This window comes from Aliiglaciecola sp. 3_MG-2023, from assembly GCF_030548205.1.
Lineage (GTDB): Bacteria > Pseudomonadota > Gammaproteobacteria > Enterobacterales > Alteromonadaceae > Aliiglaciecola.
Genome location: NZ_JAUORV010000004.1, coordinates 11,749 through 36,045 on the forward strand (window position 1 = coordinate 11,749; position 24,297 = coordinate 36,045).

21 protein-coding genes are annotated in these 24,297 nt (G+C 41.6%); 7 read left to right on the forward strand and 14 right to left on the reverse strand.

Going from position 1 to position 24,297, the window contains the following annotated elements; translation table 11 throughout:
* Nucleotides 1-9: 9 nt before the first annotated feature.
* Nucleotides 10-1,542: a tryptophan halogenase family protein gene (locus tag Q4574_RS05365; RefSeq protein ID WP_303472346.1), complete on the forward strand. Its 1,533-nt coding sequence runs from the start codon at nt 10-12 to the stop codon at nt 1,540-1,542.
* Nucleotides 1,543-1,648: 106 nt separating this feature from the next.
* Here Q4574_RS05365 and Q4574_RS05370 read toward each other — a convergent pair whose 3' ends face one another.
* The 12 genes from Q4574_RS05370 to ccmA are packed head-to-tail and all read right to left on the reverse strand — an operon-like array spanning nt 1,649 to nt 10,946.
* Nucleotides 1,649-2,188 (reverse strand): hypothetical protein, encoded by a 540-nt coding sequence (locus Q4574_RS05370; RefSeq protein ID WP_303472348.1) that lies wholly within the window; start codon nt 2,186-2,188, stop codon nt 1,649-1,651.
* A 51-nt stretch (nt 2,189-2,239) separates the two neighbouring features.
* Nucleotides 2,240-3,046 (reverse strand): glutamate racemase, encoded by an 807-nt coding sequence (gene murI / locus Q4574_RS05375; protein ID WP_303472350.1) that lies wholly within the window; start codon nt 3,044-3,046, stop codon nt 2,240-2,242.
* Nucleotides 3,047-3,074: 28 nt separating this feature from the next.
* The gene (locus tag Q4574_RS05380) at nt 3,075-3,851 is read right to left on the reverse strand and encodes a VacJ family lipoprotein (RefSeq protein WP_303472352.1); all 777 of its coding nucleotides are present in this window, start codon (nt 3,849-3,851) and stop codon (nt 3,075-3,077) included.
* Nucleotides 3,851-5,101, reverse strand: coding sequence for a c-type cytochrome biogenesis protein CcmI (ccmI, locus tag Q4574_RS05385; protein WP_303472354.1), 1,251 nt, complete (start codon nt 5,099-5,101; stop codon nt 3,851-3,853). The genes Q4574_RS05380 and ccmI overlap by 1 nt, the downstream gene beginning before the upstream one ends.
* A complete protein-coding gene (locus tag Q4574_RS05390) occupies nt 5,094-5,534 on the reverse strand; it encodes a cytochrome c-type biogenesis protein (RefSeq protein ID WP_303472356.1) in 441 nt (146 codons plus the stop codon). Before Q4574_RS05390 ends, ccmI begins: the two co-directional genes overlap by 8 nt.
* On the reverse strand, nt 5,531-6,103 hold the full coding sequence (locus Q4574_RS05395; RefSeq protein WP_303472358.1) for a DsbE family thiol:disulfide interchange protein: 573 nt from the start codon (nt 6,101-6,103) through the stop codon (nt 5,531-5,533). Before Q4574_RS05395 ends, Q4574_RS05390 begins: the two co-directional genes overlap by 4 nt.
* Nucleotides 6,100-8,148, reverse strand: coding sequence for a heme lyase CcmF/NrfE family subunit (locus Q4574_RS05400; protein WP_303472360.1), 2,049 nt, complete (start codon nt 8,146-8,148; stop codon nt 6,100-6,102). Before Q4574_RS05400 ends, Q4574_RS05395 begins: the two co-directional genes overlap by 4 nt.
* Nucleotides 8,149-8,160: 12 nt before the next feature.
* Entirely contained in the window at nt 8,161-8,649 is a 489-nt protein-coding gene (gene ccmE / locus Q4574_RS05405; protein ID WP_303472362.1) for a cytochrome c maturation protein CcmE, read from the reverse strand.
* Nucleotides 8,646-8,909 (reverse strand): heme exporter protein CcmD, encoded by a 264-nt coding sequence (gene ccmD, locus Q4574_RS05410; RefSeq protein ID WP_303472364.1) that lies wholly within the window; start codon nt 8,907-8,909, stop codon nt 8,646-8,648. The genes ccmE and ccmD overlap by 4 nt, the downstream gene beginning before the upstream one ends.
* Entirely contained in the window at nt 8,906-9,652 is a 747-nt protein-coding gene (locus Q4574_RS05415; protein ID WP_303472366.1) for a heme ABC transporter permease, read from the reverse strand. Before Q4574_RS05415 ends, ccmD begins: the two co-directional genes overlap by 4 nt.
* Nucleotides 9,652-10,320 carry a heme exporter protein CcmB gene (gene ccmB / locus Q4574_RS05420; protein WP_303472367.1) on the reverse strand — a complete coding sequence of 223 codons (669 nt, stop codon included), beginning with the start codon at nt 10,318-10,320 and terminating at the stop codon, nt 9,652-9,654. Before ccmB ends, Q4574_RS05415 begins: the two co-directional genes overlap by 1 nt.
* Nucleotides 10,317-10,946: a cytochrome c biogenesis heme-transporting ATPase CcmA gene (gene ccmA, locus Q4574_RS05425; protein ID WP_303472369.1), complete on the reverse strand. Its 630-nt coding sequence runs from the start codon at nt 10,944-10,946 to the stop codon at nt 10,317-10,319. Before ccmA ends, ccmB begins: the two co-directional genes overlap by 4 nt.
* A 210-nt stretch (nt 10,947-11,156) precedes the next feature.
* On the opposite strand from ccmA, the gene Q4574_RS05430 reads away from it, so the two are divergent.
* The 6 genes from Q4574_RS05430 to Q4574_RS05455 all read left to right on the forward strand — a co-directional run bounded on the left by Q4574_RS05430 (nt 11,157) and on the right by Q4574_RS05455 (nt 22,021).
* Nucleotides 11,157-13,460, forward strand: a complete 2,304-nt coding sequence (locus Q4574_RS05430) for a flagellar hook-length control protein FliK (RefSeq protein WP_303472370.1) — start codon at nt 11,157-11,159, stop codon at nt 13,458-13,460.
* Between the two features lie 12 nt (nt 13,461-13,472).
* On the forward strand, nt 13,473-13,796 hold the full coding sequence (locus tag Q4574_RS05435; RefSeq protein ID WP_303472371.1) for an EscU/YscU/HrcU family type III secretion system export apparatus switch protein: 324 nt from the start codon (nt 13,473-13,475) through the stop codon (nt 13,794-13,796).
* Between the two features lie 124 nt (nt 13,797-13,920).
* Nucleotides 13,921-18,876 carry a PAS domain-containing protein gene (locus Q4574_RS05440; protein ID WP_303472373.1) on the forward strand — a complete coding sequence of 1,652 codons (4,956 nt, stop codon included), beginning with the start codon at nt 13,921-13,923 and terminating at the stop codon, nt 18,874-18,876.
* A gap of 147 nt (nt 18,877-19,023) precedes the next feature.
* The gene (locus tag Q4574_RS05445) at nt 19,024-19,242 is read left to right on the forward strand and encodes a hypothetical protein (RefSeq protein WP_303472375.1); all 219 of its coding nucleotides are present in this window, start codon (nt 19,024-19,026) and stop codon (nt 19,240-19,242) included.
* A 143-nt stretch (nt 19,243-19,385) separates the two neighbouring features.
* A complete protein-coding gene (locus tag Q4574_RS05450; protein ID WP_303472376.1) occupies nt 19,386-20,339 on the forward strand; it encodes a transposase in 954 nt (317 codons plus the stop codon).
* A gap of 497 nt (nt 20,340-20,836) precedes the next feature.
* Nucleotides 20,837-22,021 (forward strand): histidinol-phosphate transaminase, encoded by a 1,185-nt coding sequence (locus tag Q4574_RS05455; RefSeq protein WP_303472378.1) that lies wholly within the window; start codon nt 20,837-20,839, stop codon nt 22,019-22,021.
* A gap of 240 nt (nt 22,022-22,261) precedes the next feature.
* On the opposite strand, the gene Q4574_RS05460 is transcribed toward Q4574_RS05455, so the two are convergent.
* Both Q4574_RS05460 and Q4574_RS05465 read right to left on the reverse strand, forming a co-directional pair.
* Complete coding sequence (locus Q4574_RS05460; protein ID WP_303472381.1) at nt 22,262-23,431, reverse strand: histidinol-phosphate transaminase; 1,170 nt, start codon at nt 23,429-23,431, stop codon at nt 22,262-22,264.
* A 30-nt stretch (nt 23,432-23,461) separates the two neighbouring features.
* Nucleotides 23,462-24,286 carry a sulfite exporter TauE/SafE family protein gene (locus tag Q4574_RS05465; RefSeq protein ID WP_303472830.1) on the reverse strand — a complete coding sequence of 275 codons (825 nt, stop codon included), beginning with the start codon at nt 24,284-24,286 and terminating at the stop codon, nt 23,462-23,464.
* Nucleotides 24,287-24,297 lie beyond the last annotated feature (11 nt).

Consider the following 24,297-nt stretch of genomic DNA (forward strand, 5'->3'; position numbering starts at 1 on the left):
GGAAAATATATGAGTGAACACCTAATAAAGAACATTGTTATTGTAGGTGGCGGGACTTCAGGTTGGATGACAGCAGCCGCCCTTGGCACTTTGCTCCGCCAAGAAGGCATGAATATCCGGTTAATCGAGTCTAGTGATATTTCGAATGTCGGTGTGGGTGAAGCGACAATTCCTCAAATTAAGCTCTTCAATGATCTACTGGGGTTAGACGAAGATGACTTCGTTAGAAAAACCCAAGCCACCTTTAAACACGGAATTGAATTTGTAAATTGGAAGAAACTAGATCACAGCTATATGCACCCATTTGGTACGTTAGGTTTAAACTTTGAAGGGGTTGAATTTCATCAATTTTGGCTAAAAATGTCGAAACTTGGTAAAGCTGGTGATTTACAAGATTATGCCTTCAATAGTGTTGCCGCGAAATCCGGAAAGATGATGCGCTCCATCGACACACCTAACTCTCCATTAAATAATATCGCCTATGCCTTCCATTTCGATGCAAATTTGTATGTAAAATATTTACGAGAAATAGCTGAGAAACATGGCGTGAAACGTACTGATGCCAAGGTAACCCAAGTCAATTTGCGTAAAGCAGATGGGTTTATAGAAAGCCTATTATTAGATAGTGGCGAACTGGTTGAAGGAGAACTATTTATTGATTGTAGTGGTTTTCGCGGCATATTGATTGAACAAGCGCTACACACAGGTTATGAAGATTGGAGTCACTGGTTACCTTGTGATCGCGCCGTTGCAGTGCAAAGCGAAACCATGGAAGCGCCTGTTCCCTATACCCGCTCTACCGCGCAAAAAGCAGGTTGGCAATGGCGGATTCCCTTGCAACATCGTGTAGGCAATGGACATGTCTATTCATCAAAATTCATGAGCGATGAAGAAGCCGAAAAAATCCTTTTAGACGGTATAGATGGAGTGCCATTAACCGCACCACGAATAATTAGATTTAAGACAGGTATGCGAAAAAAATTCTGGAACAAGAATTGTGTCGCAATAGGTTTGGCTGGCGGTTTTATCGAGCCCTTAGAATCAACGGCTATCCATTTAGTCCAAAGCGGTATTTCTCGACTGATGAGTCTCTTCCCGTCAAAACAATTTTTTAAACCTGATGTGGATACCTATAACTCACAAGCTGCGTTAGAGATGGAACGCATCCGCGACTTTATTATTTTGCATTACAAAGTTACAGAAAGAGACGATACGCCGTTTTGGGATTACGTTCGTAACATGGAAATACCTGAATACCTGCAAAGAAAAATAGATTTATTTAAGGCAAATGGCCGCATATTTCGTGAAGATGAAGAGTTATTTAATCAAACCAGTTGGTTAAGTGTGATGGTTGGACAGGGCATATCGCCTGAAGGTTATCATCCAATGGTTGATGTACTAAGCGAAGCGCAAATACAAAAACGTATGGAAAACGTGAAAACTGTGATTGAAAAATCTGTCGATTACATGCCCAGCCAAGCACAATTTATAGCTCAATACTGCGCAGCCTCGCCAATAGACAACAACCCTAAAACGGATTGAGAAGGTATAATAGGGTTAAATTGAATAACAAGCTTTTTGATTAACCCTTTGTATTCTTTAATGACAACCAAGCGGTTAAATTAAAGAGATTGCTTAGGGTCATAGATTAATCTAAGGGGCACGTATGATCACTCGCCGCTAAATTACATAAAAATGTATCATCCATTTGCTGTTTCCAAAACAAAAACTGGGGTTCTTCCACATCAAATGCCCATACCTTTTGAATATGATAAAAGCTTTCTTGACCTTGCATCATTAAATGGATCATACGGGCCACAACTTTACCATTGACTTCACAACGCGTTTGCCAATATGCAAAAGGGATATTATTTATTTTTGGATGAGTCATATTGATGGATTCAAATGCCTGGCAATGGGATTTACCCGGTGCATCTAATTCAATGCGTTTTTGTTGTAAGTTTTCTTGGAGTTGATCATAAATGCTAACGGCAAAAGTATCCGCCCAACGCTGTCCTTTCTTCTGCCACATATTGGAACGATACCGATGGTCTTGCTTTTGAAATAATTGCCAAGACTTAAGCTCTTGAATGGAAGGTAAAACTAAGTTTTCCCCTTGATATGGGCTGTTTTGACTGGCGCAAGCCGAGAGGACAGTTATGAATATTACAGTCAGTATCAAACGCATAATGAAAGACCCAGCAGCGGAAACACTCTAACTATATCCCAACACTTCTAACTAGTCTGTGAATTCATGAACTTGTTCAAATTCTTTTGGCCATAAGAGCTCACAAATTCCTAAAAACTCGGCATTGCAGCGACTGCTAAATAACTTGGTTTTGCCGCCTTCTTGGCATCTATTTATCTTGTCATTACGTTCTAATACGGCCAAAGTTTGGCGGGCAATGGCATCGCTGGTATTTACCAACTGCACGTCATCACCTGCAATACATCGAATTTGCTGGCCCAAAAAACCGTAGTGAGTGCAACCTAACACTATTTGATCAGCCCCTTGGCTAACTAATGGCGTGACATATTGTTGAATTAATTGTTGGGTCGCGAGGGAATCAAACTCCCCCGCTTCAATTTTTTCCACTAAGCCATCACAAGCCTGAGACAAAACCTTATTATGAGTTTTTAATCTAGCGACTAATTGCTGGTATTGCTCACTTTTAATGGTGTTGTGGGTGGCCAATACGCCAACAATGCCTGATTGGCTAGCATTAAGCGCAGGTTTTATGCCGGGCTCAACACCAACAAACTCAATGGGATAGAGTGCGCGTAATTTAGCAATACAGGTCAGTGTAGCTGTGTTACAAGCTACAACTATGAGTTTGACTTGCTGGGCCATTAAATATTCTACGATGGCCTGACAGCGCTGCAAAACAAAGTGTTCAGGCTTGCCACCATAGGGAGCATTGGCGCTATCGGCAACGTAAATGATATTTTCATGGGGTAACATTTGTCGTATTGCAGCGGCGATGGATAAACCACCAACACCGGAATCAAATACACCTATGGCAGCATTACTTGCAGAAGTTAGCAAGGGTAGCCCTCTCCATAAACAGACGACCTTAGAGGTCGTCTAAAAAATCTTCAAAGTTTTCGCTTTCTTCTTCCGGATCGGTATTTAAATCAGATTGAGGTACCTCACCGTCTGTGACGCGAAATTCGAGATTCTGGAAGTAGGCGTTCTTCACGAAAGCATAGGGATCAAGTGATTGTTCCAATTGCCCTTCTTGCTCCATCAGTTGAGCCCGGGCTTCTAACACTTTTATACCGGTTCGCACCGCTGCGACGTAAAATGACAAATCTTGCAGTGGAAAATATGCCGAATCCACAAAGTCACCGGTTAACGAACGAAGATCAGTGGGACCATAAGCCGGCAACATGAGGTAAGTACCCGTGCCCACGCCATACTTACCTAATACTTCACCAAACTCTTCTTCTTGTCTTTCTATGCCAATTTCTTTAGCTACATCAAATAGACCTAAAATACCCACAGTGGAATTAAGTACAAATCGACCTAGACTAGCCAAGCTTCCACCGACTTTGCCTTGCAGCAGATTATTCACGGAATTTGACGGTTCTTCTAAATTCAGCGCAGCGTTATGCAATCCTTGTCGTGCCGGTTGCGGAACATAGTCGACGTAAACCACGGCAGTGGGTCGCAGAATATATGCATCAAGCACATCATAGTTAAAGTCCCACATGGTGCGGTTGAAACCTTCCAATGAGTCACGGGGATCGTTATATTCGACCGCTTGAGTTTGTCCATTCACTGCCTGCTGTGAAGCACATCCACCAAGCAAAAATGCTGCAACTAATAACAAGCAAATTTTTGGGTTCATTACATCACTTCCTTATCGATAACAATTGATTGCATGATCTGATTACCTGCTTGCAGCGTGACTGTCACTTCGCCCTGGAGCTCGCCTTTGGCTTGAGCTACATTTTCATCCAAGGAAATTCGCGCCACCAACCTTGCATTTTCAAGCTGGGATAATTTAAAATTCGGTAACATTGCATTCGCATCAGACAATTCAACCTGCAGTGGCAAATCAGCCAATCGATTTTTAACCACAGCGGCTGGCATTCTCACCGAACCATTGGCATCTTGAGCAAACACAAAAATAAACGCATTTTCAGGTATTTTAGCCACTAGTTCGTCAGATATTGAGACCGTAATTAAAACCGATGTATCTGCATCTGCAACCTCAACAGCTTCATCTACTTGGGGGGCAACAGACCCTTGACTAAGTTGGGCGATACGTTTTTCAACCTCAGCCGTCATAGGATCATCGGCCGGTAGTATTAGTTTTAACTGTTGCCAGCTACTAAGGGCTTGTTGTGTGTCACCTAACTGAGTAGAGGCCACTGCCAACATGCCGATGGCGTTCATATCTTGGGGGTTACTCTGAACCATTGTTTTTAACAAGCGTTGTGCCTTACGAATATAATTCTCTTCACCAGTCATCACCAATGTTTGGGTATAACTGGACAATACACCACTGTGTTCTGGCGCTAACATATAGGCCTTTTCAAATGCTTGTAAGGCAGACTCTAAACGATTTAAAGATGCGTGCAGCCTACCTAATAATAACCAACCTATATAATCATCGGGGGCATTTGCTAGTTTACTGCGCATGGCAAGACTGAAATCGTTCAACTCATCTAGGGTGACACTGGAGTCGCCTTCTATCACGATTCGTTTCGCCAATTCAGAGGATTGTTGTTTCACCTCTTGCCAATGCTGTAAATCACTTACTTCATTGCTTTTGTAGTACAAAATTGCACACAAAATAACGCTAATACTGATCCCTAAAAACAACGGCCAAGAACCGGCTTGTTGTTGATCTGGACTGCCAACAGTTTCATCCACTAGAGCTAATTTTAGCTCTTTAATTGCAATGTCTTTATCATCAGCAGAGATTACGCCTTCATCCACTTCACGACTCAGTTCTTGCATTCGCTGTTTAATAATTTGAGTGTTAGTCAACACATCTTGGTGATGTCGATTGCGTTTAAGTAACCAAGGAACAACTAAAATCCCCACAGCAATGGCCGACAACATGGCAAAACCCAGCCAATAACTAGTCATTCTCTTTCTCCAATAACGAATCTGCTTTGGCTAAAACATCTTCATCAAAATCATTCACTTGTTTCTTACGTTGAGTCAAAACGAACCAAGCCGCACCGATGACGAAAATTACCGGTAACAACCATAACCAAATAGTTAGTGGCGTCACTGGCGGCTGATAAGATACAAAATCACCATAACGGGACTTCATAAAATCGACGATTTCTGCTCTACTTTTGCCTTCGTTCAGCAATTCGTAAACTTTACGTCGTAAATCGTGGGCAATCATGGCATCAGAATCAGCTATGTTTTGATTCTGACACTGAGGACAGCGTAGCTCCTGGGTTAGTTCCAAAAACAATTTTTGCTTCACAGGATCATCAAAGTTGTAGGCTTCTTCCAGCGCCCAAAGAGGACTAGTAACTAAAACAAATAACAGTATCAACTTTTTCATTGGGCCATTAACTCATTGTATAGAGGTGCGATTTTAGATCGCCAAACCCGAGTATTAATATCACCAATATGATGCATTCTAATCACGCCTTGTTTATCAATGAGGAAGGTTTCAGGTGCTCCGGTGACCCCTAAATCCAACGAATAATCTCGCTTTACATCAAAAACATTAAACTCATATGGGTTGCCCAATTGCGCCAACTTTGTGGTAACTTCTTGTTGAATAGTTGGGATGCTTTTTATCCCGAAATCAGGATCGGTATCTTGGTCGTAATACAAACCAATTATACGTACCCCCTGTTGACTCAACTCTGTTAGATAAGGTAGCTCAACAGCACAGGTGACACACCATACTCCCCACACGTTCATCAAAGTCACTTGGCCTTCAAATATGGATGGATCATAAATCACATCCGGTTGCATCAAATCCGGTAACGCAAAATCAGGGGCGGGTTTATTCAAGACAGTAGAATCGAGTTGTCTCGGGTCACCGTATAAGCCCTTGTATAAGAAAATCGATACCAACACAAACAAGGTTATTGGTATTAAAAATATCGAGATCTTTTTCATGCTTGTCCTTGTACTTTGGTTGCTAACGCCTCAGAGCTAGCGTCGCTGGCAAGCTTGTCACCACCTAAACGTTTTTTCACTTTGGCCACTTTAGCCATGCGATAACGCTTATCGGAAATCGATAGAATTCCCCCTAAAGCCATGATTAAGGAACCTGCCCAAATCCAATTGACAAAAGGTTTGATATAGATTCTGACAGCCCAAGCGCCATCATTTAATTGCTCCCCTAAGGCAACAAATAAATCTCTGGAGATTCCACTGTCGATTCCCGCTTCGGTCATACTAGTTCGTTGTACCGGGTAAAAACGTTTCTCAGCTTCTAAATGAGTGATTTTTTTCGTCATGCTCGTATCGGTGAACACGTCGACGATCCCCACATGACCGACATAGTTTGGTCCCTTTAAGTCCCTTACTCCAGTAAACTTGAACACATACCCGCTAATTTCAATCACATCACCGGTGTGCATGCGTACATCTCTTTCCTGTTCGTAATTGCTGACTAAGGTTATCCCTATTAAGGTGACCGCAAAACCCACATGGCCCATTACCATTCCCCAATGACTCGGGGTTAAACGACGCAGCTTTTGCCACGTAGTTGATGATTGAGTTTTGTCATTTTGCGCTGCAACCCGCTGCATAATTTCCTGAACAGTAGAAACGAAAATCCAAACACTTAATATTGAACCTAAGGTCGCCATATAGGTCATTTGGTTGTAACTAGCTTGGATTAAAAAGCCACCACAAACACTGATAACAAAGCCAATTAGAAGCTGTTTCTGTATTGCTTTAGGAGACTGTTTTTTCCAGCGAGATAAAGGACCCATCGCCAATAACAATACAAATGGCACGATTAAATAAACAAACATATCGTTAAAAAATGGTGCACCAATGGAAATTGATCCCAAGCCGATTTCTTTATGAACTAGGGGTAACAAGGTACCCATTAACACCACGATAGTGGCCGCCGTTAATAACAAATTATTGCCCATCAACATCACTTCTCGGGAGAACCACTCGTAGCGGCCAACACTTTTTAGTTGAGGAGCGCGGATGGCATACAATATTAATGAACCACCAACAACCACACCTAAAATAGCAAGAATGAACAAACCTCGGGTGGGATCACTGGCAAATGAATGCACTGAAACCAGCACACCTGAGCGTACTAAGAAGGTCCCTAACAAACTTAAGGAAAATGCGGAAATGGCTAATAACACAGTCCAAGACTTAAAAATCTTACGCTTTTCGGTGACTGCTAAGCTATGGACTAACGCGGTTCCCACTAACCAAGGCATAAAGGATGCATTTTCCACTGGATCCCAGAACCACCAGCCACCCCAACCTAATTCGTAATAGGCCCACCACGAACCTAGAGCAATACCTACAGTTAGAAAACACCAAGCCGCTAGCGTCCAAGGACGAGACCAGCGGGCCCAGGTAGAATCCAGTTGCCCGGATATCAATGCCGATATAGCAAAGGCAAAGGCCACCGAGAAGCCCACATACCCCATGTACAACATAGGAGGATGAATAATCATGCCAAAATCTTGTAGAAGTGGATTAAGGTCTCGTCCATCAACAGGGTAGAAAGGTAGCAAGCTTTCAAACGGATTAGAGGCGGTCAAAACAAACAGATAAAACCCGACTGCCACCATGCCTAATATTGATAACACTCTGGCAACCATGACTTGAGGAATACTATTACTCAGCACCGCTACAGCCACAGTCCACACTGAAAAGATTAATATCCAAAGTAAAAATGAGCCTTCATGTCCGCCCCATACTGCGGTTAATTTGTAATACCAAGGCAACAAGCTGTTGGAATGATTTGCCACATAAGCAATGCTGAAATCATCGTTGTAAAATGCATTCATTAACGCGCCAAAAGCAATGGCGGTAAACAAAAACATGCCTATGGCCAATGGCTTGGCAAGGGCCATAAATTGGATTTGGTTCTTGTACGCCCCCCACATTGGATAAACAGACAACAGCATTGCCATGAGTAAGGCCAATACCAGTGAAAAGTGTCCTAATTCTGCAAGCATGTTTGTTGTATCCTAATAGCCAGAATCGGTTTTTGATTCCGATTGTAAATTGTCGGGTTTGACATGCTTAATGCCTTTCATTTTTTCTGCCAATTCAGGCGGCATATACTCTTCGTCATGTTTCGCTAACACTTCATCCGCCACAATGAGGTTATTTTCCGTTAGTCGACCCGTTGCCACTATGCCCTGACCTTCACGAAATAGGTCAGGTAAAATGCCTGCGTAACGCACGGTCACTAAGGGGCCTGTATCGGCCAAATCAAAACTGACGGCTAAACTTTGTTGATCCCGTTTAACACTGCCAGGAACCACCATGCCGCCTATACGAAGACGCTGACCGATTGAGGGCGTGACACCTTCTTTACCATTAATAATCTCAGAGGGTGTATAAAAATGATCAATATTTTCACTTAGTGCACTGAGCATCATCCATACAGCTGCAGCTACCAACAGCACAACTGCCAATATTCCAAACAAACGTTTTTGACGTCTTGGATTCACGATAATTCACCTTTATTTTCAGAACGAGAATGGGATTCTTTGTCGGCACTTTCAGCCGCTTTTTTCTGTTTATTTTGTTTAATACGTTTCTTTCGAGCAATTTGCGCATTAACCGCTTTAATTAATTGCTTTTTAGCCCAAATGCTTTCGTAAACAACCAAAAGCACAGCAATGAATGACACCCCAAATGCCAGCCATACGTAAAATCCATATCCGCCCATGTCCCAAAACGCTTGCCAAGAATCAAATTGAAACGTCATGATTTCCCCTCTTTCAATAAGGTTTTGACTGCCCAAGGACGGTGTATTTCGCGGCGTAACAACTCATTTTGCAAACGCTTTAAGGTGATTGCCCCAATTAATAAGACTGCCGCCAACAAATTCACCATTAGTGGCCAAAACATTTCCGGTGCTATAGAGGGTTTATCAAACTTGCTGATAGTTGCCCCTTGATGCAAGGTGTTCCACCACTCTACCGAATAATGAATAATGGGTAGATTGATAACACCAACTAACGACATCACCCCAGCCGCTTTTCCTGCCTGAATTTTGTCGTCGAAGGATTTGTACAAGGATATCACCCCAAGATATAAAAATAGTAAAACCAGTTCGGAAGTTAAGCGTGCATCCCATACCCACCAAGTCCCCCACATAGGTTTACCCCAAGCAGCGCCGGTAAACAAAGCAATAAAGGTCATCATCGCGCCAACGGGCGCAATTGCAATCATCGCCATATAAGCTGTACGGATTTGCCAAACTAGACCAATAAGGGCAGCTACCGCCATGGCGGCATAGGCGCTCATTGATGTGATAGCACTAGGCACATGTATGTAGATAATTCGGAAAGAATCGCCTTGCTGATAATCAGCTGGAGCGAACATAAGCCCTAAAATCAGACCACTAATTAAGGTTATTGCTGCACTGATTGAAAACCATGGCAATAGGGTTTGACAGAGCCGATAAGTTGACTCTGATTTAGCATAAGGATGTAACCACTTCCACATTAACTTTGACTCACTTTTAATGCATAGGCAATGGCCATAGGAGCCAGTGCAAGAGCGAATAATAACATTGCTCCAATTAAGCCTAAATGGGCTGAATAAGATATTTGTAGCGAGGCGGCTTCTACTGCCGCGGTAGCAAATATCAATAAAGGTACAAAAACCGGTAACAATAACAAGGCTAACAATACGCCACCTTTCTGCAGCCCCACAGTCAAACCAACTGCGACTGCGCCAACTAAGCTCAGTAGTGGGGTACCAACTAACAAGGTAGCCAACAATGCCCAATACATCTCTAACGTTAGGTTTAAAAAGAGCCCTAACAAAGGAGACAATAAAATTAAAGGTACAATGCTGGCTAACCAATGCACTGCCACCTTAACCACGCAAACAAGGGGCATAGATGCGCCACTTAGCATTATCTGCTCAAGGGTTCCATCCTGAAAATCGTCGCGGAATAATCTCTCCATCCCTAACAAGGAAGATAAAATAGCTGCTACCCAAATAACGCCGGGGCCAATCTTTTGTAGAATTTCAGGGCCAGGACCAACGCCCAACGGAAACAAACTAATCACTAACACAAAAAACATCATTGGCTGCAATAGTTCAGCCCGCTGACGAAATGCCAAGGCTAGATCGCGCTTGAAAACAGCCAACAATGAGGCGGTCATATGCGATACTCCAACAACAATTCAGATGTGGGGTAATCCACATCTAAGGTTTGATGAGACGTAATAATAATCGCCCCGCCTTCACTCAAATGTTGAATCATTTTGTTTCGCAGCAAGGCAATGCCTTGCACGTCTAACGCTGTAAAAGGTTCATCTAAAATCCATAGCTTAGCGTCAGTTTTCAACCATAAACGGGCTAAAGCAACACGCCTTTGCTGACCTGCGGAAAGCTGACTTACTGGCACATCTTCAAGGCCAACTAAGCCCAGCTCGGCAAGTAATTCAAATAATTCAGTTTCTGTGCAATTCACTTGATTTAATTGACACCAAAATTGTAAATTTTCAATGGCATTTAAATTCAGACTTAACCCCAACTTGTGTCCAAAATAAACCAGATCTTGAAAATACTGCTCACTCACAGTGTGAATATCTTGGTGTTTATACTCTACATGGCCGGCAGCAGGATCGCTTAAGCCAACCAAAATTCGTAACAAACTGGTTTTTCCAGCGCCATTTTGGCCGCGCACATAAAGTAATTGGGAGGGTTCGATTGAAAAATTAACCATCTCAAACAAGGTTCGATCTTGTTTTACACATCCCAAATTTTGCCCACGTAACAATGCCAAGTTGAGTCATTCTCCAGTTAGGCTATATACAACAATGACTTAACTAAGTGTTAAATCAAAAATATTTCGATTTACTTAAAACTTCCAGCCGAAAAATCGGCGCAAATGATACCATAGCAAAAAGCCAAATCCAGCTATTAGATTCTATATCTACAACAGGTTATGCTTAGTCAGTGTTTAATCTACTGACGCTTTGCCGATAACCTGTTTATGTCAGATATATCACTTAACGCCCAACAGCAACTTGTACAGGTAGCAGCTCAGCTTTCGAAGCTGTCTACAAACTCGCCAGTTGCAAAACAAGCAGCGCAAGTTATCGTGCAGTTTTTAGCAAACAATCAAATTGGTTTAACCTTGCCCAAACAGCAGCAAACCGTCACCTTGCCAAAACCAGCCAACTTACCTCAGGCATTGAACGCCACCCAAGTACAAGCACAATTGCAAAATCATACCAGTTCGTCGGGTAATCAAAATACTACTTCAGAACTATTATTATTTAGCACGTCAACAAAAACAGACAGCCAGTCGGTTTTAGCGAGCCTCAATCAAAAACAACTTTCCACCATTTTAAATGCCATTAGCAGCAAAGCATCTCCCAGTGGACAAGCTAAAAGCGCTAATGTGGAAGTAAAAGTAGTGAGTAGTCATAACAACACCCTTAATTTATCAACCCAAATACAAGGTAAATCAGAACTCATCAAAGTAACCTTGCCAACTATAAAGCAGGTATTGCCAAGCAATCAAAATCTACATTTGCAGATCACCCCCAAAGGCAACCAGTGGCAAGTTAAACTAAACACAGAGAGTCAAACTAAACTAAGCACAGTAGTAAACACAGACAGTCAAACAAGCCATCAAAACCAACAGACTGTCCGCCCAAACTATTCTCAAAACAATCAGCAACATAGAGGCGTGCCGCCAAACCAACAGAATCTGAATAACAGCCAAACTCAGGCCAACGCGCAAACCACTACTCAGAGTCAAACGAACCCTGGGCAAAAAGTCATTATGCTCAATTTGAGCAAACCTGATATCGTTAAATTGTTACAATCTGATTCAGCTAAGCTGCACAACACCGCCCACAATGTGTCTTTGTCGGTACCTCGTCAAACATTGATCGAGACCCTGACAAAACACCCGGAACTGCGATTAGACAATGCCGTATCTAAACTTTTACAGGTCGAAGGATCAGTAAAAAATGTGAGTATCAACATACTGGTATCTGGTTTAGGTGAGATTAAAGCCCCTGTAAAGACTCCCCTTGCTCAGCTTCCCCTCACAGAAGCCCAAGTGAAACAAATCAAACAGGTGCTGTTTTTGCAAACGGATCCTAAACCAACCTCCAATCAAACCGCCGAACCCTCCGTTTTGCGTTCAGACACGGCAATAGTCAAACCCGAAACTTCATCAAAAAGCCAAGCCATAGGTCAATCAGCCCAAATGGATAAGCCCCATGGTGGTCACAATACAAATCAATTGCCCGCAAAAGAAGCTACACCCAACCCCGTGCAAACAGATCGCCCTGAAGTGGTTAAAACACTTCCCAATTTAACCAGTAAAATAGCGGCGATACCCGCAGCTGAGAAACAACAAATATTGTCACAAATAAGTGAATTAATGCGCCGGGTTTTGCCACAAGTAGCTAGCCCAAGCGACACACTGCAAAAAATTGAAATAGCCTTAGGAGACCCCATTTTAACAAAGTCCCCAGAGACTAAAGCGGTGGTGGAATCAATACTGAAACAACTCCAGCAAGGCACACCCCAAGGCAAAGAAGCTGATGTTGAAAATATTAAACAGCTAATCACCCAAGCCCCTCTTAACTTGACGCCCATACAGCTGACCCAAGCTATTTCTTCCCAAGGATTAGTCGCGGGTTTGATGACAATGTTACAGGTTAGCTTAGCTGCCAAGTTAAATAGAAACCAACCTCAGAACAGTGAAAAAATCGCTCAAATAGTCAGTGGCCTGCTTTCTGGTTCAAACAAAACTGTTTCTCCACCCACTCAACGAAGCTTAAGTGATCTCAATCAAATGGAACAAAAGCATCAGATACTTAAGCAGCTAGGGCGTATGTTTGCGCAACATCAATCATCTAAAATGAATAATGCTGAACAAGCCTTACAAGGACAAGAAAGCTTTTATTACGTGTTACCCAGCGGTATCGGTGAAAACAAAAAAGATATCGAATTACTCATCAAACGAGAGCCGGATAAACATGGAAATGCAGATAAACAAAAAAGCAAACTCGCAATTTGGCATCTAACCATGAAAATGGACATTGGTGATATTGGGCAAATACTCACGAAAGCGAAATTACAACAAAATGAACTAGAGCTAGACTTGTACACCTCCAATGAAGCGGTAAAGGATTTGGTCTATAACTATCTACCTATGTTTAAAAAGCGATTAAAAAGCCTAGGCATTGAAGTGGCTAAAGCACAGTGTCAACTAGGGAAAATACCTGAACATTTGCAAACTCGTCCTTATCATATTTTTCAAACCCAAGCATAATAAGTAGACACTATGACAGATCCTAAAAAAGCAAAAAAAACCAAGAGTGCGGTAGGCCTTCAATACCAAGAAGGAGACAAACAAGCACCAAAAGTTATCGCCAAAGGGTTTGGGGATTTAGCCGAAGAAATCGTTACCCTTGCAAAACAAAGTGGTGTTTTAGTACACGAAGATCCTTACTTAAGTGAATTTCTTGCCAGCATGGATTTAGGTCAAGAAATCCCCGAGCAGTTGTACCATGTTATAGCGGAGCTCATCGCCTTCTCCTACGTATTACAAGGCAAATTTCCAGAGAGCTGGGCGGCTAGTCGACATAAATTATCGACCAAAGCTTAAATACTTATCATTTGTTAAACAGTTACTTAGGTATTGTTTTATACACCTAGTTGTTTTTAAAAAGATGTGTTGTCACAAGCAGGCAGGTTACTCTAGTTGTAATATGTTGAGTGGGAATAATTTAATGACGCTGCACGCATTTAAAAAAGTGTCTAACATCTGTGTTGCTCTAAGCACATTGTTGATTACGAATAATGTATACGCCATTGCTGAACAAGTATTGGCGCAATCTAGTGATACCATTGAATATGGGTTAATCGCTATCGTTGCCTTGTTCGTTGTAGTTTTTGTAATGATGATCATTTTTAAAGTCGGTCACAAAAAAGCGACTCATCAGCTTGCTGAAAATCAGCGAATTTTACAACAAAACACCTTTTATCTAGATAATTTCCAGGTGGGTATGGTACATGTAAACCATGCTGGTGAAATCCAATACTGTAATAAATTAGCTGCATATTTTTTAGGAAACAGACCTGAAAATCTAACTGGAAAAGGGTTAAGCACACTGTTTAATAAGCAATATTCTGAACAAATTGAAAAAGGGATTAACGCTAAAGTTCAATCTAAAGAACAACTTATAGGCCCTGTAAAAGAGCGTGATTTATTGCTCGAATTTGCTCCACAAAAAGGCAATATACACAACATTGCATCAATTATATCCATAGTCGACTTTACCGCAGCTCAATCAAAAATAGCTTCCCTAACGAATTCCTTAGACTTTAATAACCAGCTGTTAGATAGCAGCCAGATAGGTCAATTAGAAATCGACTTATCAGAAAAAACATTCAGAACAAATAGGGTTTTCTCCAAGCTACTGGCAAACACTGATGAGCAAATTCAAGGGGATCTAAAACAGTTTGAACAATATATATCACAACAAACACAGTTCGCTTGGATTCAAGGACTTAAAGATTTAGAAAGGGGGCAACCCATTGATTTAGTGTGCAAATTGGATGCCCACGAAGGAAATGTATTTGTTAAGGTTATTGGCTTGCCATTGAACTTGGATGAGAAGGGGAAAGCGCAAAACGCTCACATGACTGTCACCAACATCAGTCCCCAGGTAGCGTTAAAAGAGCAGCTAGCCGCTAGCAAACAGATTGTAAAAGGGATGCTCAGCTCCATGAGTCACCCTACCCTATTATTGGATGAGAATAGTTTAGTAGTGGCCTGTAACACAGCATTTGAATTGATTTTTAATACGTCGACGGAGAATTTACGTCAACAACCTGCAAAACAGCTGTCGGTGTTACCAACTGAAATTCAAGATCTTATGCCCCAAGGACAGTCATCCAGCATGGTTTATTCTGCAAGTGTTGGTAGTGCCAAGGAAATGAGCTTAACCTTAGCTACAGGCGAACAAAGAACTTTAAAAATAAAGATTCAGTCTTTTCGTGATGAAAGCGGTAACCCTGCAGGTTCAATATGTTTAATGGAGGACGTTACTGAGCTTAAACAGACCAAAGCACTCCTGGAACACGAGCGTCAGCGCTTCGCTAATATCATTAATAAGGCACCACTAGGTATCGCCATGATTGACGAGGACGATGGCATCGTACAAGCCAATTCAGCATTAACACAACGTCTTAATATCACTGAAAAAGAATTAAAGAAAATCTCGTTTTATCAATTATTTAATGACCCCAAAAATTCAGGAAAAGCGGCCAAAAAGCTACACAAAAATGGTCGTCTAGAAGGCTTCCACGCCGACTTAAAGGGCAGTCAACAACAGTTGCATCCTAGCGAGCTAAATATCGAATTATTTGACCGCAAAAAACAACATTATTTATGCTGGATATCAGATATTAGTGATGAACAATATCAGCAAGATAAATTCGAAAGTTTGTTGTTACACAGCAGTATGCCAATGGCCGTATTGGCCGAAGATGGCTTTAATAAGCTCAACCCCGCAGCCTGTGACTTTTTCTCAGTAGAAGACCAGGAAGATCTATTTGGGCTCTATCCTTATTCGCAAAAACTCAACGATGAAGAATCGGATCTCGAAAGCCTACAACATAAAATTGAGCACATAAAACAAGATGGACAGGCATTATCAATCACTTGGCAACACAGGCTTGATAAGAAAAAACTGCCTTGTCAGGCCACCTTTGTTCCTATGTTTAAAGGTCAGGATTTTGATTCAATATTATGCATATGGACAGATTTAAGAGCCATTAAAAAAGCAGATCAAGAGCGCTTAGAAGCGATTAATTTGCATCAAGCAGCGGAACGATTAATTGTCGAGAAACAACAACTATTGGAAAGTAGCCAAGATCAATTAGCCAGCAAAGTAAGATCACTGTCTGATACCCAATCTAAGCTAAAAGCAGCTGAAGAAGATATTACCGATAAAACATCTGAATTGTCCTCTCTACAAGAAGCCCACGACAATATCACTGCACACTTAAATCAATTACAAGAAGACTATCAACAGAGCAGAGATTCACTGGCCAGCAGTGAACAAGCCAATGAAGAATTGGCTAAGCAACTGGAACAAACTAGCAAACGTGTTAATGGTCTAGAAAAACAACGAAATCAAATTGCCGATGAATTGCAGTACAGTAACAAAAAATACAAAGACGCTCAGAAAGAGTTGGCTGAAAGTGAAGAAACCGCTCGCACTTTAGAAACAGAACGACAAGAACAACAGCAGAAAATGCTTGCCTTTGAGGGTGAAATCAGTCAGCTGAAAACATCTATTCATCAAAAAGACAAACAGATTTCAGATGTAAACGGCCAGATAAGTAGTTTGCAATCGAAATTATCAAGCTCTAGTCAAGCCAGTGAAAAATTACGTCAGTTGCTAATTAATCAACGTAAAGCTAGCGAAAAAGCTGAACAACAACGGCGTGACTTAGAGCAATCGTGTTTCGTTGCGCAATCTGAATTGTCAAATAAAGCCCGTCATATTGATCATTTGCAGTATGAAATGGATAAATTTGAAGAAATGTCCAAGCAGCAAAAAGGCGATATGGAAAAACAACAGACGTTGCTGCAACAAGAGCTTGAAAATAAACAACGTCAGTTGCAAGCAACCCAAGGAGTTTTAAATCAAGCCCAACGTCAGTCAGAACAAGATAAAGCAGAAAAACAGCAACAACAGCAACGCTTACAGCAATTGCAAGACGACTTAATGGAAGTTGAACGTCGCAGTGAACAGCAACAACAAAAAATAGCCGAAGCCGATAAACACTGGGCGCAACAACAACAAAAATTACAACAAGAGTTACACGACAAACAACAAAAACTGCAGGACACCCAACGCATTTTACAGCAACAAGAACTGCAAGTAGAAGCAGAGAAGTCTGCTAAAGCTGAGCAACAAAAAGTGTTCGAAAAGTTACAACAAGAATTGGCAGAAATGGAGAGGCGTAGTGAATTGCAGCAACAGCAAAAAAATGATGAAGCTGAGTTAAGGCTGCAAGAACAACAGCTACAATGGCAGCAAGAACTTGAACAACAGCAACAGAAACTGCAAAGGGCTGAACAGAATCTAAATCAAGCCAAACAACAAACTGAAGCAGAAAAAGTACAACAGCGGGAATTGATGCAGCGCTTACAATCAGAATTGGTTGAAATGGAAAAGCGTAGTGAACAGCAGCAAAAACAAATTGTAGAAGAGGCTAACCGTCGTTGGAAAGATAAACAAGATGAGTTACAAAAAGCGCTGCAACGTAAGCAGCAGAAACTATTAGAAACCGAACAAGCTTTGCAAAGAACGGCACAGCAAACCGAAACTGAAAAAGCAGCTAAACAACAGCAGCAAAAGATTTTTGAACAACTGCAATCTGAATTAGTAGAAATGGAGCAACGTAGTTCTCAACAACAACGAGAAATGCAAGAAAGTGATCAACAATGGCAACAGCGGCAGGAAGCGTTAAAACAAGAAGTTGAGGCCAAGCAAGCAAAACTGAAGCAAACTCAACAACAATTAGACGAGAATCAGCGGCAAGCGGATAAGGAAAAACGGGAGCGCCTCGAACAACAACAAAAACTTGATCAATTGAAGTCAGAGTTATCAGATGTAGAAAGTCGTGCGACTAAACAAAAAGAAATGCTGCAAGGAAGTGATGAGCAATGGCGTCAACATCATGCAGAAATTGAGCAACAGAAAAAACAGCTGCAACAGTCTTTACGTGATGCTGAACAGCAAAATAAACAAATGCAAGAGAAGCTTCAGCACAGCCTGCAGGAGTTAGCCCGGGCTGAGTCACAAGTGAACGATACCCAGTCTGGAGAACAGAAGTTACAATTAGAATTAGAACAAGCAAAACGAGAAGCCCAGGAACTTCAAGGCAAACTGAAACAGCAAGAGCTGCAGGAGCTAAAACTACAACAACAGTTAGCAGAACAGCAAAATGCGCTGCAAAACAGCGAGCAAAATGTACAAAAGATGCAAAATGAACAACAGCAACTGGCCAATCAATTGCAGTCTATTCAGGCTGAGTACGACCATACAAAAGCAAGTTTAAGCGCACAAGATAACAATCAATCAGAGTTAACTGAAAAATTACAGCAATTGGAACAAGAGTTAATCAATAACAAACACCAGATTGCGAATAAAGAGACGGAATTAGAGCGAGCACAAAAACAACTGGAGTCCAGTCAGGCTAAATTACAAGTCAAGGAAAAAGCTTTAGTTGCTGCTCATAAAGAAGAATTGAAACAAGTTCAAGAACAACGTCCTGATTCGGAAACTCTACAAACCCCTGAGTTTGCCAAATTAGAAATGCCTAGAGATCCTCATATTTGGTTCGACTTATTGCCCTTTTTACAAAAAAATCCCCCAAAACAATCTCTGGCCGTTGATTTAGGTGCATTGATGAATGAGTTAGAGGATGCCATGGAAACCATGGATAAAGCAGTAACCGAAGACAATGCAAGCGCAATACTAACCCAAGGCCGAAAACTCGCGCATATTGCCCGTAAAGTTAACTCTAATCCTTTGGATGATGTAGCTACGCGTTTAGAAGCGGACTTTCGACAAGGAGAAGTTGATAGTATTTCAATATTTTGGCCGAGTGTAAAAGAGTCAATAATGACCACGCTTAGGGTGATTTATTCCCATTTAAACAAGTAATTTATACATAATTGGGCTTAGTTAAGTGTGGTTCTGAACTAGGCCCAAGGATATAAATTTAATAGTCATACTATTGCCAATTTGGCTCTGAGCATGCAATATTGACGACAGTATCCAATCTCTTAAAAGCCTCAATTTATTCTAAACATGCAAAATCAAATTATTTATCAATTCCCCAACGGTCAGATAGCGAACCGTTTTCTCAACGATGTGAATTCTGATCAACTTCCTAATATCAGAGCTAAATTGTACCGCGGTTCTTTGAAGGTGCAGGTAACTTACCAATATTCGGATTCAGGGTTCGACAGCACCAGTGCGGAACTGGATGACCTAGCGGGCAAATACGGTGGCGAAGAAGTAAATTAAGTTTAAATATCTAAATCAAGACAGCCACACAATAAATCAAGACAGCCACAAACTAGACTATCTAAATCAAGACAGCCACAAACTAGACCACCTCTTTCAAGTAATCAACTAAGCTTTAGGTATTAGATTCAACAGGAAGAACTATGCCTTTAGCAAGGAAGCGTCAAATTTGTTTGACGGACACTCCCTACTATCACTGCGTGTCCCGCTGTGTTCGTCGGGCTTATTTGTGTGGGAAAGACAACATCACAGGAAAAAGTTTTGAACACCGTCGTCAGTGGGTTGAAGACCGATTACTGTTTTTATCCACGGTATTTGCCATTGATGTCTGTGCCTACGCCATTATGAGCAACCATTCCCATGTGGTGTTGCATGTTAACGTGAACGACGCCAATCAGTGGACGGACAAACAAGTGTGCGCAAGATGGCATAAATTACACAAAGGAACGCTGTTAACCCAGCAATTCTTGAGTAGTGAAACCACATCGTTTTCTGCGCCAGAATTAGACAGTTTGCAAGCCACGTTATCCATCTATCGACAACGGCTAATGGATATCAGTTGGTTCATGCGCGAACTTAACGAACCCATTGCGCGAAAAGCCAATCATGAAGACCAATGCACCGGCCATTTCTGGGAAGGACGCTTTAAATCTCAAGCGCTATTAGATGAGCATGCAATAGCCGCATGCATGGTTTATGTGGATTTAAACCCAATTCGGGCAAAATTAGCCACCACACCTGAAACCTCTAAACATACCAGCGTCAGACGACGTATTATCGACTTGAAACACGGAAAACAAACTTCAACATTGATGCCATTTGTAAGCAACGTATTACCCCGTCAGACAACCGTGATACCGTTTAATCTTATAGACTATCTAAAATTAGTCGACCTTTCCGGGCGTAGTCTACATCCCACTAAAAGTGGTGCAATAAATATGAATCAGTCACCTATCCTTCAGCGACTGGGTTTTGATGAACAAACTTGGAATACCCTTTTTTCAAGCTTCGAAGAAACTTTTAGTGTCGCAGCGGGCCAAAACGACACTCTTAAAAGTTATAAACGACGACGTCGACATAAGCGCTTAGTTGCTTGATTGTGGCACTTCCTTTCATTACTAAAATTTAAGACTAAGAAAGTATTGTTTTCTTTAAAATATTGCTAAAAAGATTCTCCCGAATTAATTTCAAATCAACAAATATATAGCGCTGCTAAATATTCAAATAGTCGTATAATCCATATTGCATTCTCAATAGTTAATCTAATTCTATTTTAATAACTAATCTTTCTCATATGCCTGTCCAAGTTATTGCTCATATGCCTGTCCAAGTTAATGCTCATATGCCTGTCCAAGTTAATGCTCACATATTAAAAAACATGCCTGTCCAAGTTACTCTGTCCAAGTTACTTCTATTTCAGTTATTGCCATGTAAAATAACCACCAAACTTTTAACTTAATTTACAGCGTCGTAACATGTGATGTTGTTAGTCAAAAACTTTATCAATTTCACCGACTTACCCTTTATTTACCATTGCATAGCTAGGCTATAGGATTTAATCTAAAATCCCAATAACTATTAGACAGAGTGGCAAATGAAACAAGGTATAACAAACATTAATAAAATTGATTCTTCACGCCGCAAATGGCTAAAATCCGTTGGACTAGGTACGGGAGCTTTAGCACTCTCTGCATGTGTAGATTCTAGTGTAAAAGAACTCAATGCCGCAGGCATGAAAACTGATCACTTTCCGTCCGCAACACCGAATGTAAATGACGGACTTATAAGACTGTCCTCAAATGAAAATGCATTTGGGCCATCAGCTAAAGCAGTAGACGCCATGCAAGGTGAACTATTCAACCTTGGCAGGTATGCTGATGCAACTGTGGATGTCCTGAAGAAGAAAATTGCAGCCCAAGAAGGTGTTTCTGAAGAACAGATCGTAGTCACCAATGGCTCTTCTCCAATCTTATTTGGATACGCGGACTGGATCACCAAAAATGGCAATAAATTAGTCACTTCCATGGCCACCTATGAAGGGGTTCCTCGTGGTGCAGAATTTATGGGCGCAGACGTTACTTATGTTCCCTTAGACTCACAAATGAACTTCGATCTAGATGCAATCGAAGCAGCAGTTACTGATGACACCACAGCGGTTTATATTTGTAACCCAAACAACCCAACTGGTTGTGTAGTTGATGCTGGAAAACTAACCGAATTTGCAAAACGTGTATCGCAAAAAGCGCAAGTTTTCATTGATGAAGCCTACATTGAAATGTCAGATGCTTACCCTGCAAACGTCCAGTCAAAGTTAGCTGCCGATGGCTACAACGTCGTAATTTGTCGTACCTTCTCAAAAATACATGCAATGGCTGGACAGCGTTTAGGTTACGCTATAATGCCCGTTGAACAAGCCAAAGTAATAGGCCGAATGTTGAGAATGGGAGGTGTGAACTACCTCGGGCTAGTGGCGGGTATGGCGAGCATGGATGATCATGAGAATTTAAATACTATGCGAAAACGTGTTCAAACCGAACGCGCCAAGTTAACCGCTGCTGCTCGGGAATTAGGACAGCCATATGCAAAAAACCCGCAAGGGAATTTTATCTATATGGATACAGGTATGCCCCATGACCAATTTTCGGAAAAAATGAAAGCTGAAGGAATAAAAGTGGTCGGCAGAACATGGCCTGGTTATGACTCTTGGTCTCGTATTAGTATAGGAACGCCAGAAGAGACTGATGCTTGTGTTAAAGCTTTAAAGGCAGTTTTAGCATAATTAAGGTTGTCCAAAGCATTTAATAACTTCAACTTTAAACGCAAAGGATACCGCAACAACCTCAAGCCTCTGTTCCAGTCAGGTTAAATATCTCTGGCTGGAGCATTGGTTAACTAAACAGATATTTAACAACTTTGCCCTTTCAAAAACCATAAAAAACCCATTATCTGCAAGAAACAAATAATGGGGTTAATGTTAAATCTACGATTTTGAAGCTAACCTAAAGTAGTGGTTGCGAACTTACGATTTCATCATTTTATACATTTCATCTAACGCTTTAGGCATAGCATCAGCGTACATTTGCACATCTTTTATTATTCCTGTACTCACCCGCGACCAAGGTTGATAAGTACGATATTGGCCGCGAATTAATACGTTTTGTTTTTCCATCGCCTGCCTAAATGAATTGGCGTCTCCATCACCAAGATTAACAAACACAAAGTTAGTGCTTGAAGGTAACGCAGTCAACCCATTGGCTTTTACCGCTGACAATATTATGCCTTTAGCTTCCATAACTTTTTCTCTAGAAAAGGTTTTGAAGCCCTCATCATGATAACTAGCAATGGCTGCAGCTAAACCAGCCTGGTTGATTGAATAACTTCCCAGACCATATTTGTTAATAAATTCGATATTTTCTTCCGAACCCAGCATATAACCCACTCGCATTCCCGCCAGTCCATAGATTTTAGAAAAAGTACGAGCAACAATGATATTGTGGCCCTGATTAATAAGGGGGATCATCGAATGTTTAGGACCATCTTCAATGAGTTCATTGTATGCTTCATCCACCAAGACTAAAGTTTTCTTAGACGCCTTAATACAAAACTCTTTCAGTTTCATCGGATCAAGAATTCTTCCGGTGGGGTTATTCGGATTACAAACGTGCACCATGGCAACATCATCATCTATGGCATCATAAAGAGCATCAAGATCAATTTCTAAATCGGCAGTATTTGGCACCCGGCGAATTTCGGGTCCTCCCTGACTTATAGGCGCTTTAGAGGTGGTATCCCAAAATAAATCTGGCCCTAAGATAACGCCTTTCGTTGTTGCTGCCAAAGCGGCGAAAGCCAGAATCAACGAAGAGCCTGCAGTAATTGAGATATTGCTAGGTTTCAAACTATAGTTTTCTGCAATCATATCCCGTAAATACATTGCTGCATTGTAGGCATAATACGCGCCTCCCTGACTACTCGCTTGCGAAATAGCTTTTAAAGCTTCTGGGCTAGGGCCATAAGGGTTTTCATTGGCGTTAAGTTTGGCAATACCGGCGGCAGGTCCGTAATTAACTTTGGGTGCTGTTGTAGCAGCTGATGCCATGCCTGCAGGCACAATTAAGCCTGAAGCTCCGGCAGCGGAAGCAGCTATACTGCCGCCTAAAAATAAGCGTCTAGATGGATTATAAGTCATTATTATTTTCCTTTTCTTCTTAAAATGTGTCTACGACAAAACTTTGATAAACATGGCAGTTGATACAATTACTAAATAAATACCGAACAAACGTTTGAGTTTTTTCTCGCTAAAACTATGGGCCAATGAAGCCCCAAATGGTGCAGTTAAAATGGAACCAACGCTGATGGCAATTAAGGCCGGCAGATTGATGTATCCAACAGTGCCAAATGGCATGCTCTCAGGACTAGTGTTTTCCATAAACAAAAATCCGATAGCACCAGGCAAGCCAATTAGACATCCCACACCCGCTGCAGTTGCCACTGCCTGTTGTATGGTGCGTTTACACATAACCATAGTGATAACAGTTGGCGTTCCGCCACCGATACCCAATAATGCCGAAAACCCGCCCAATACAAATGCCAGTGTGGCTTTGCCCATGCCTGAAGGCATTGAAAAGGACACCCCTGGACGAACAACAAAATCTGGGAAAAGAAAATAGATTGAATACAGCAAAACCCCTGCGGCAAAAACAATAGTTAAACCAACGCTACTTGTATGGTTAGCAATGGCAAGCCCTCCCAGAACCCCTAAAACAATCCAAATAGACCATGACTTGAGGACATCAAAATCAACCGCACCTCGACGACGATGGGCCATCACTGACCGGGCACTCGATACCACTATGGAAGCCAAAGACGTACCTATCGCCACTTTCACCAACTCTTCAGAATTGGGTGTAAAAAACGGAAAAACCGCCAATAGGGCGGGCACCACGACAAAACCACCACCGTTTCCAAATAATCCCGCGGTAATACCAGCAACAGCGCCGGCACAACATAACGTTAGAACGAACCAGAGTAACTCTATCTCCATCACAACATCGC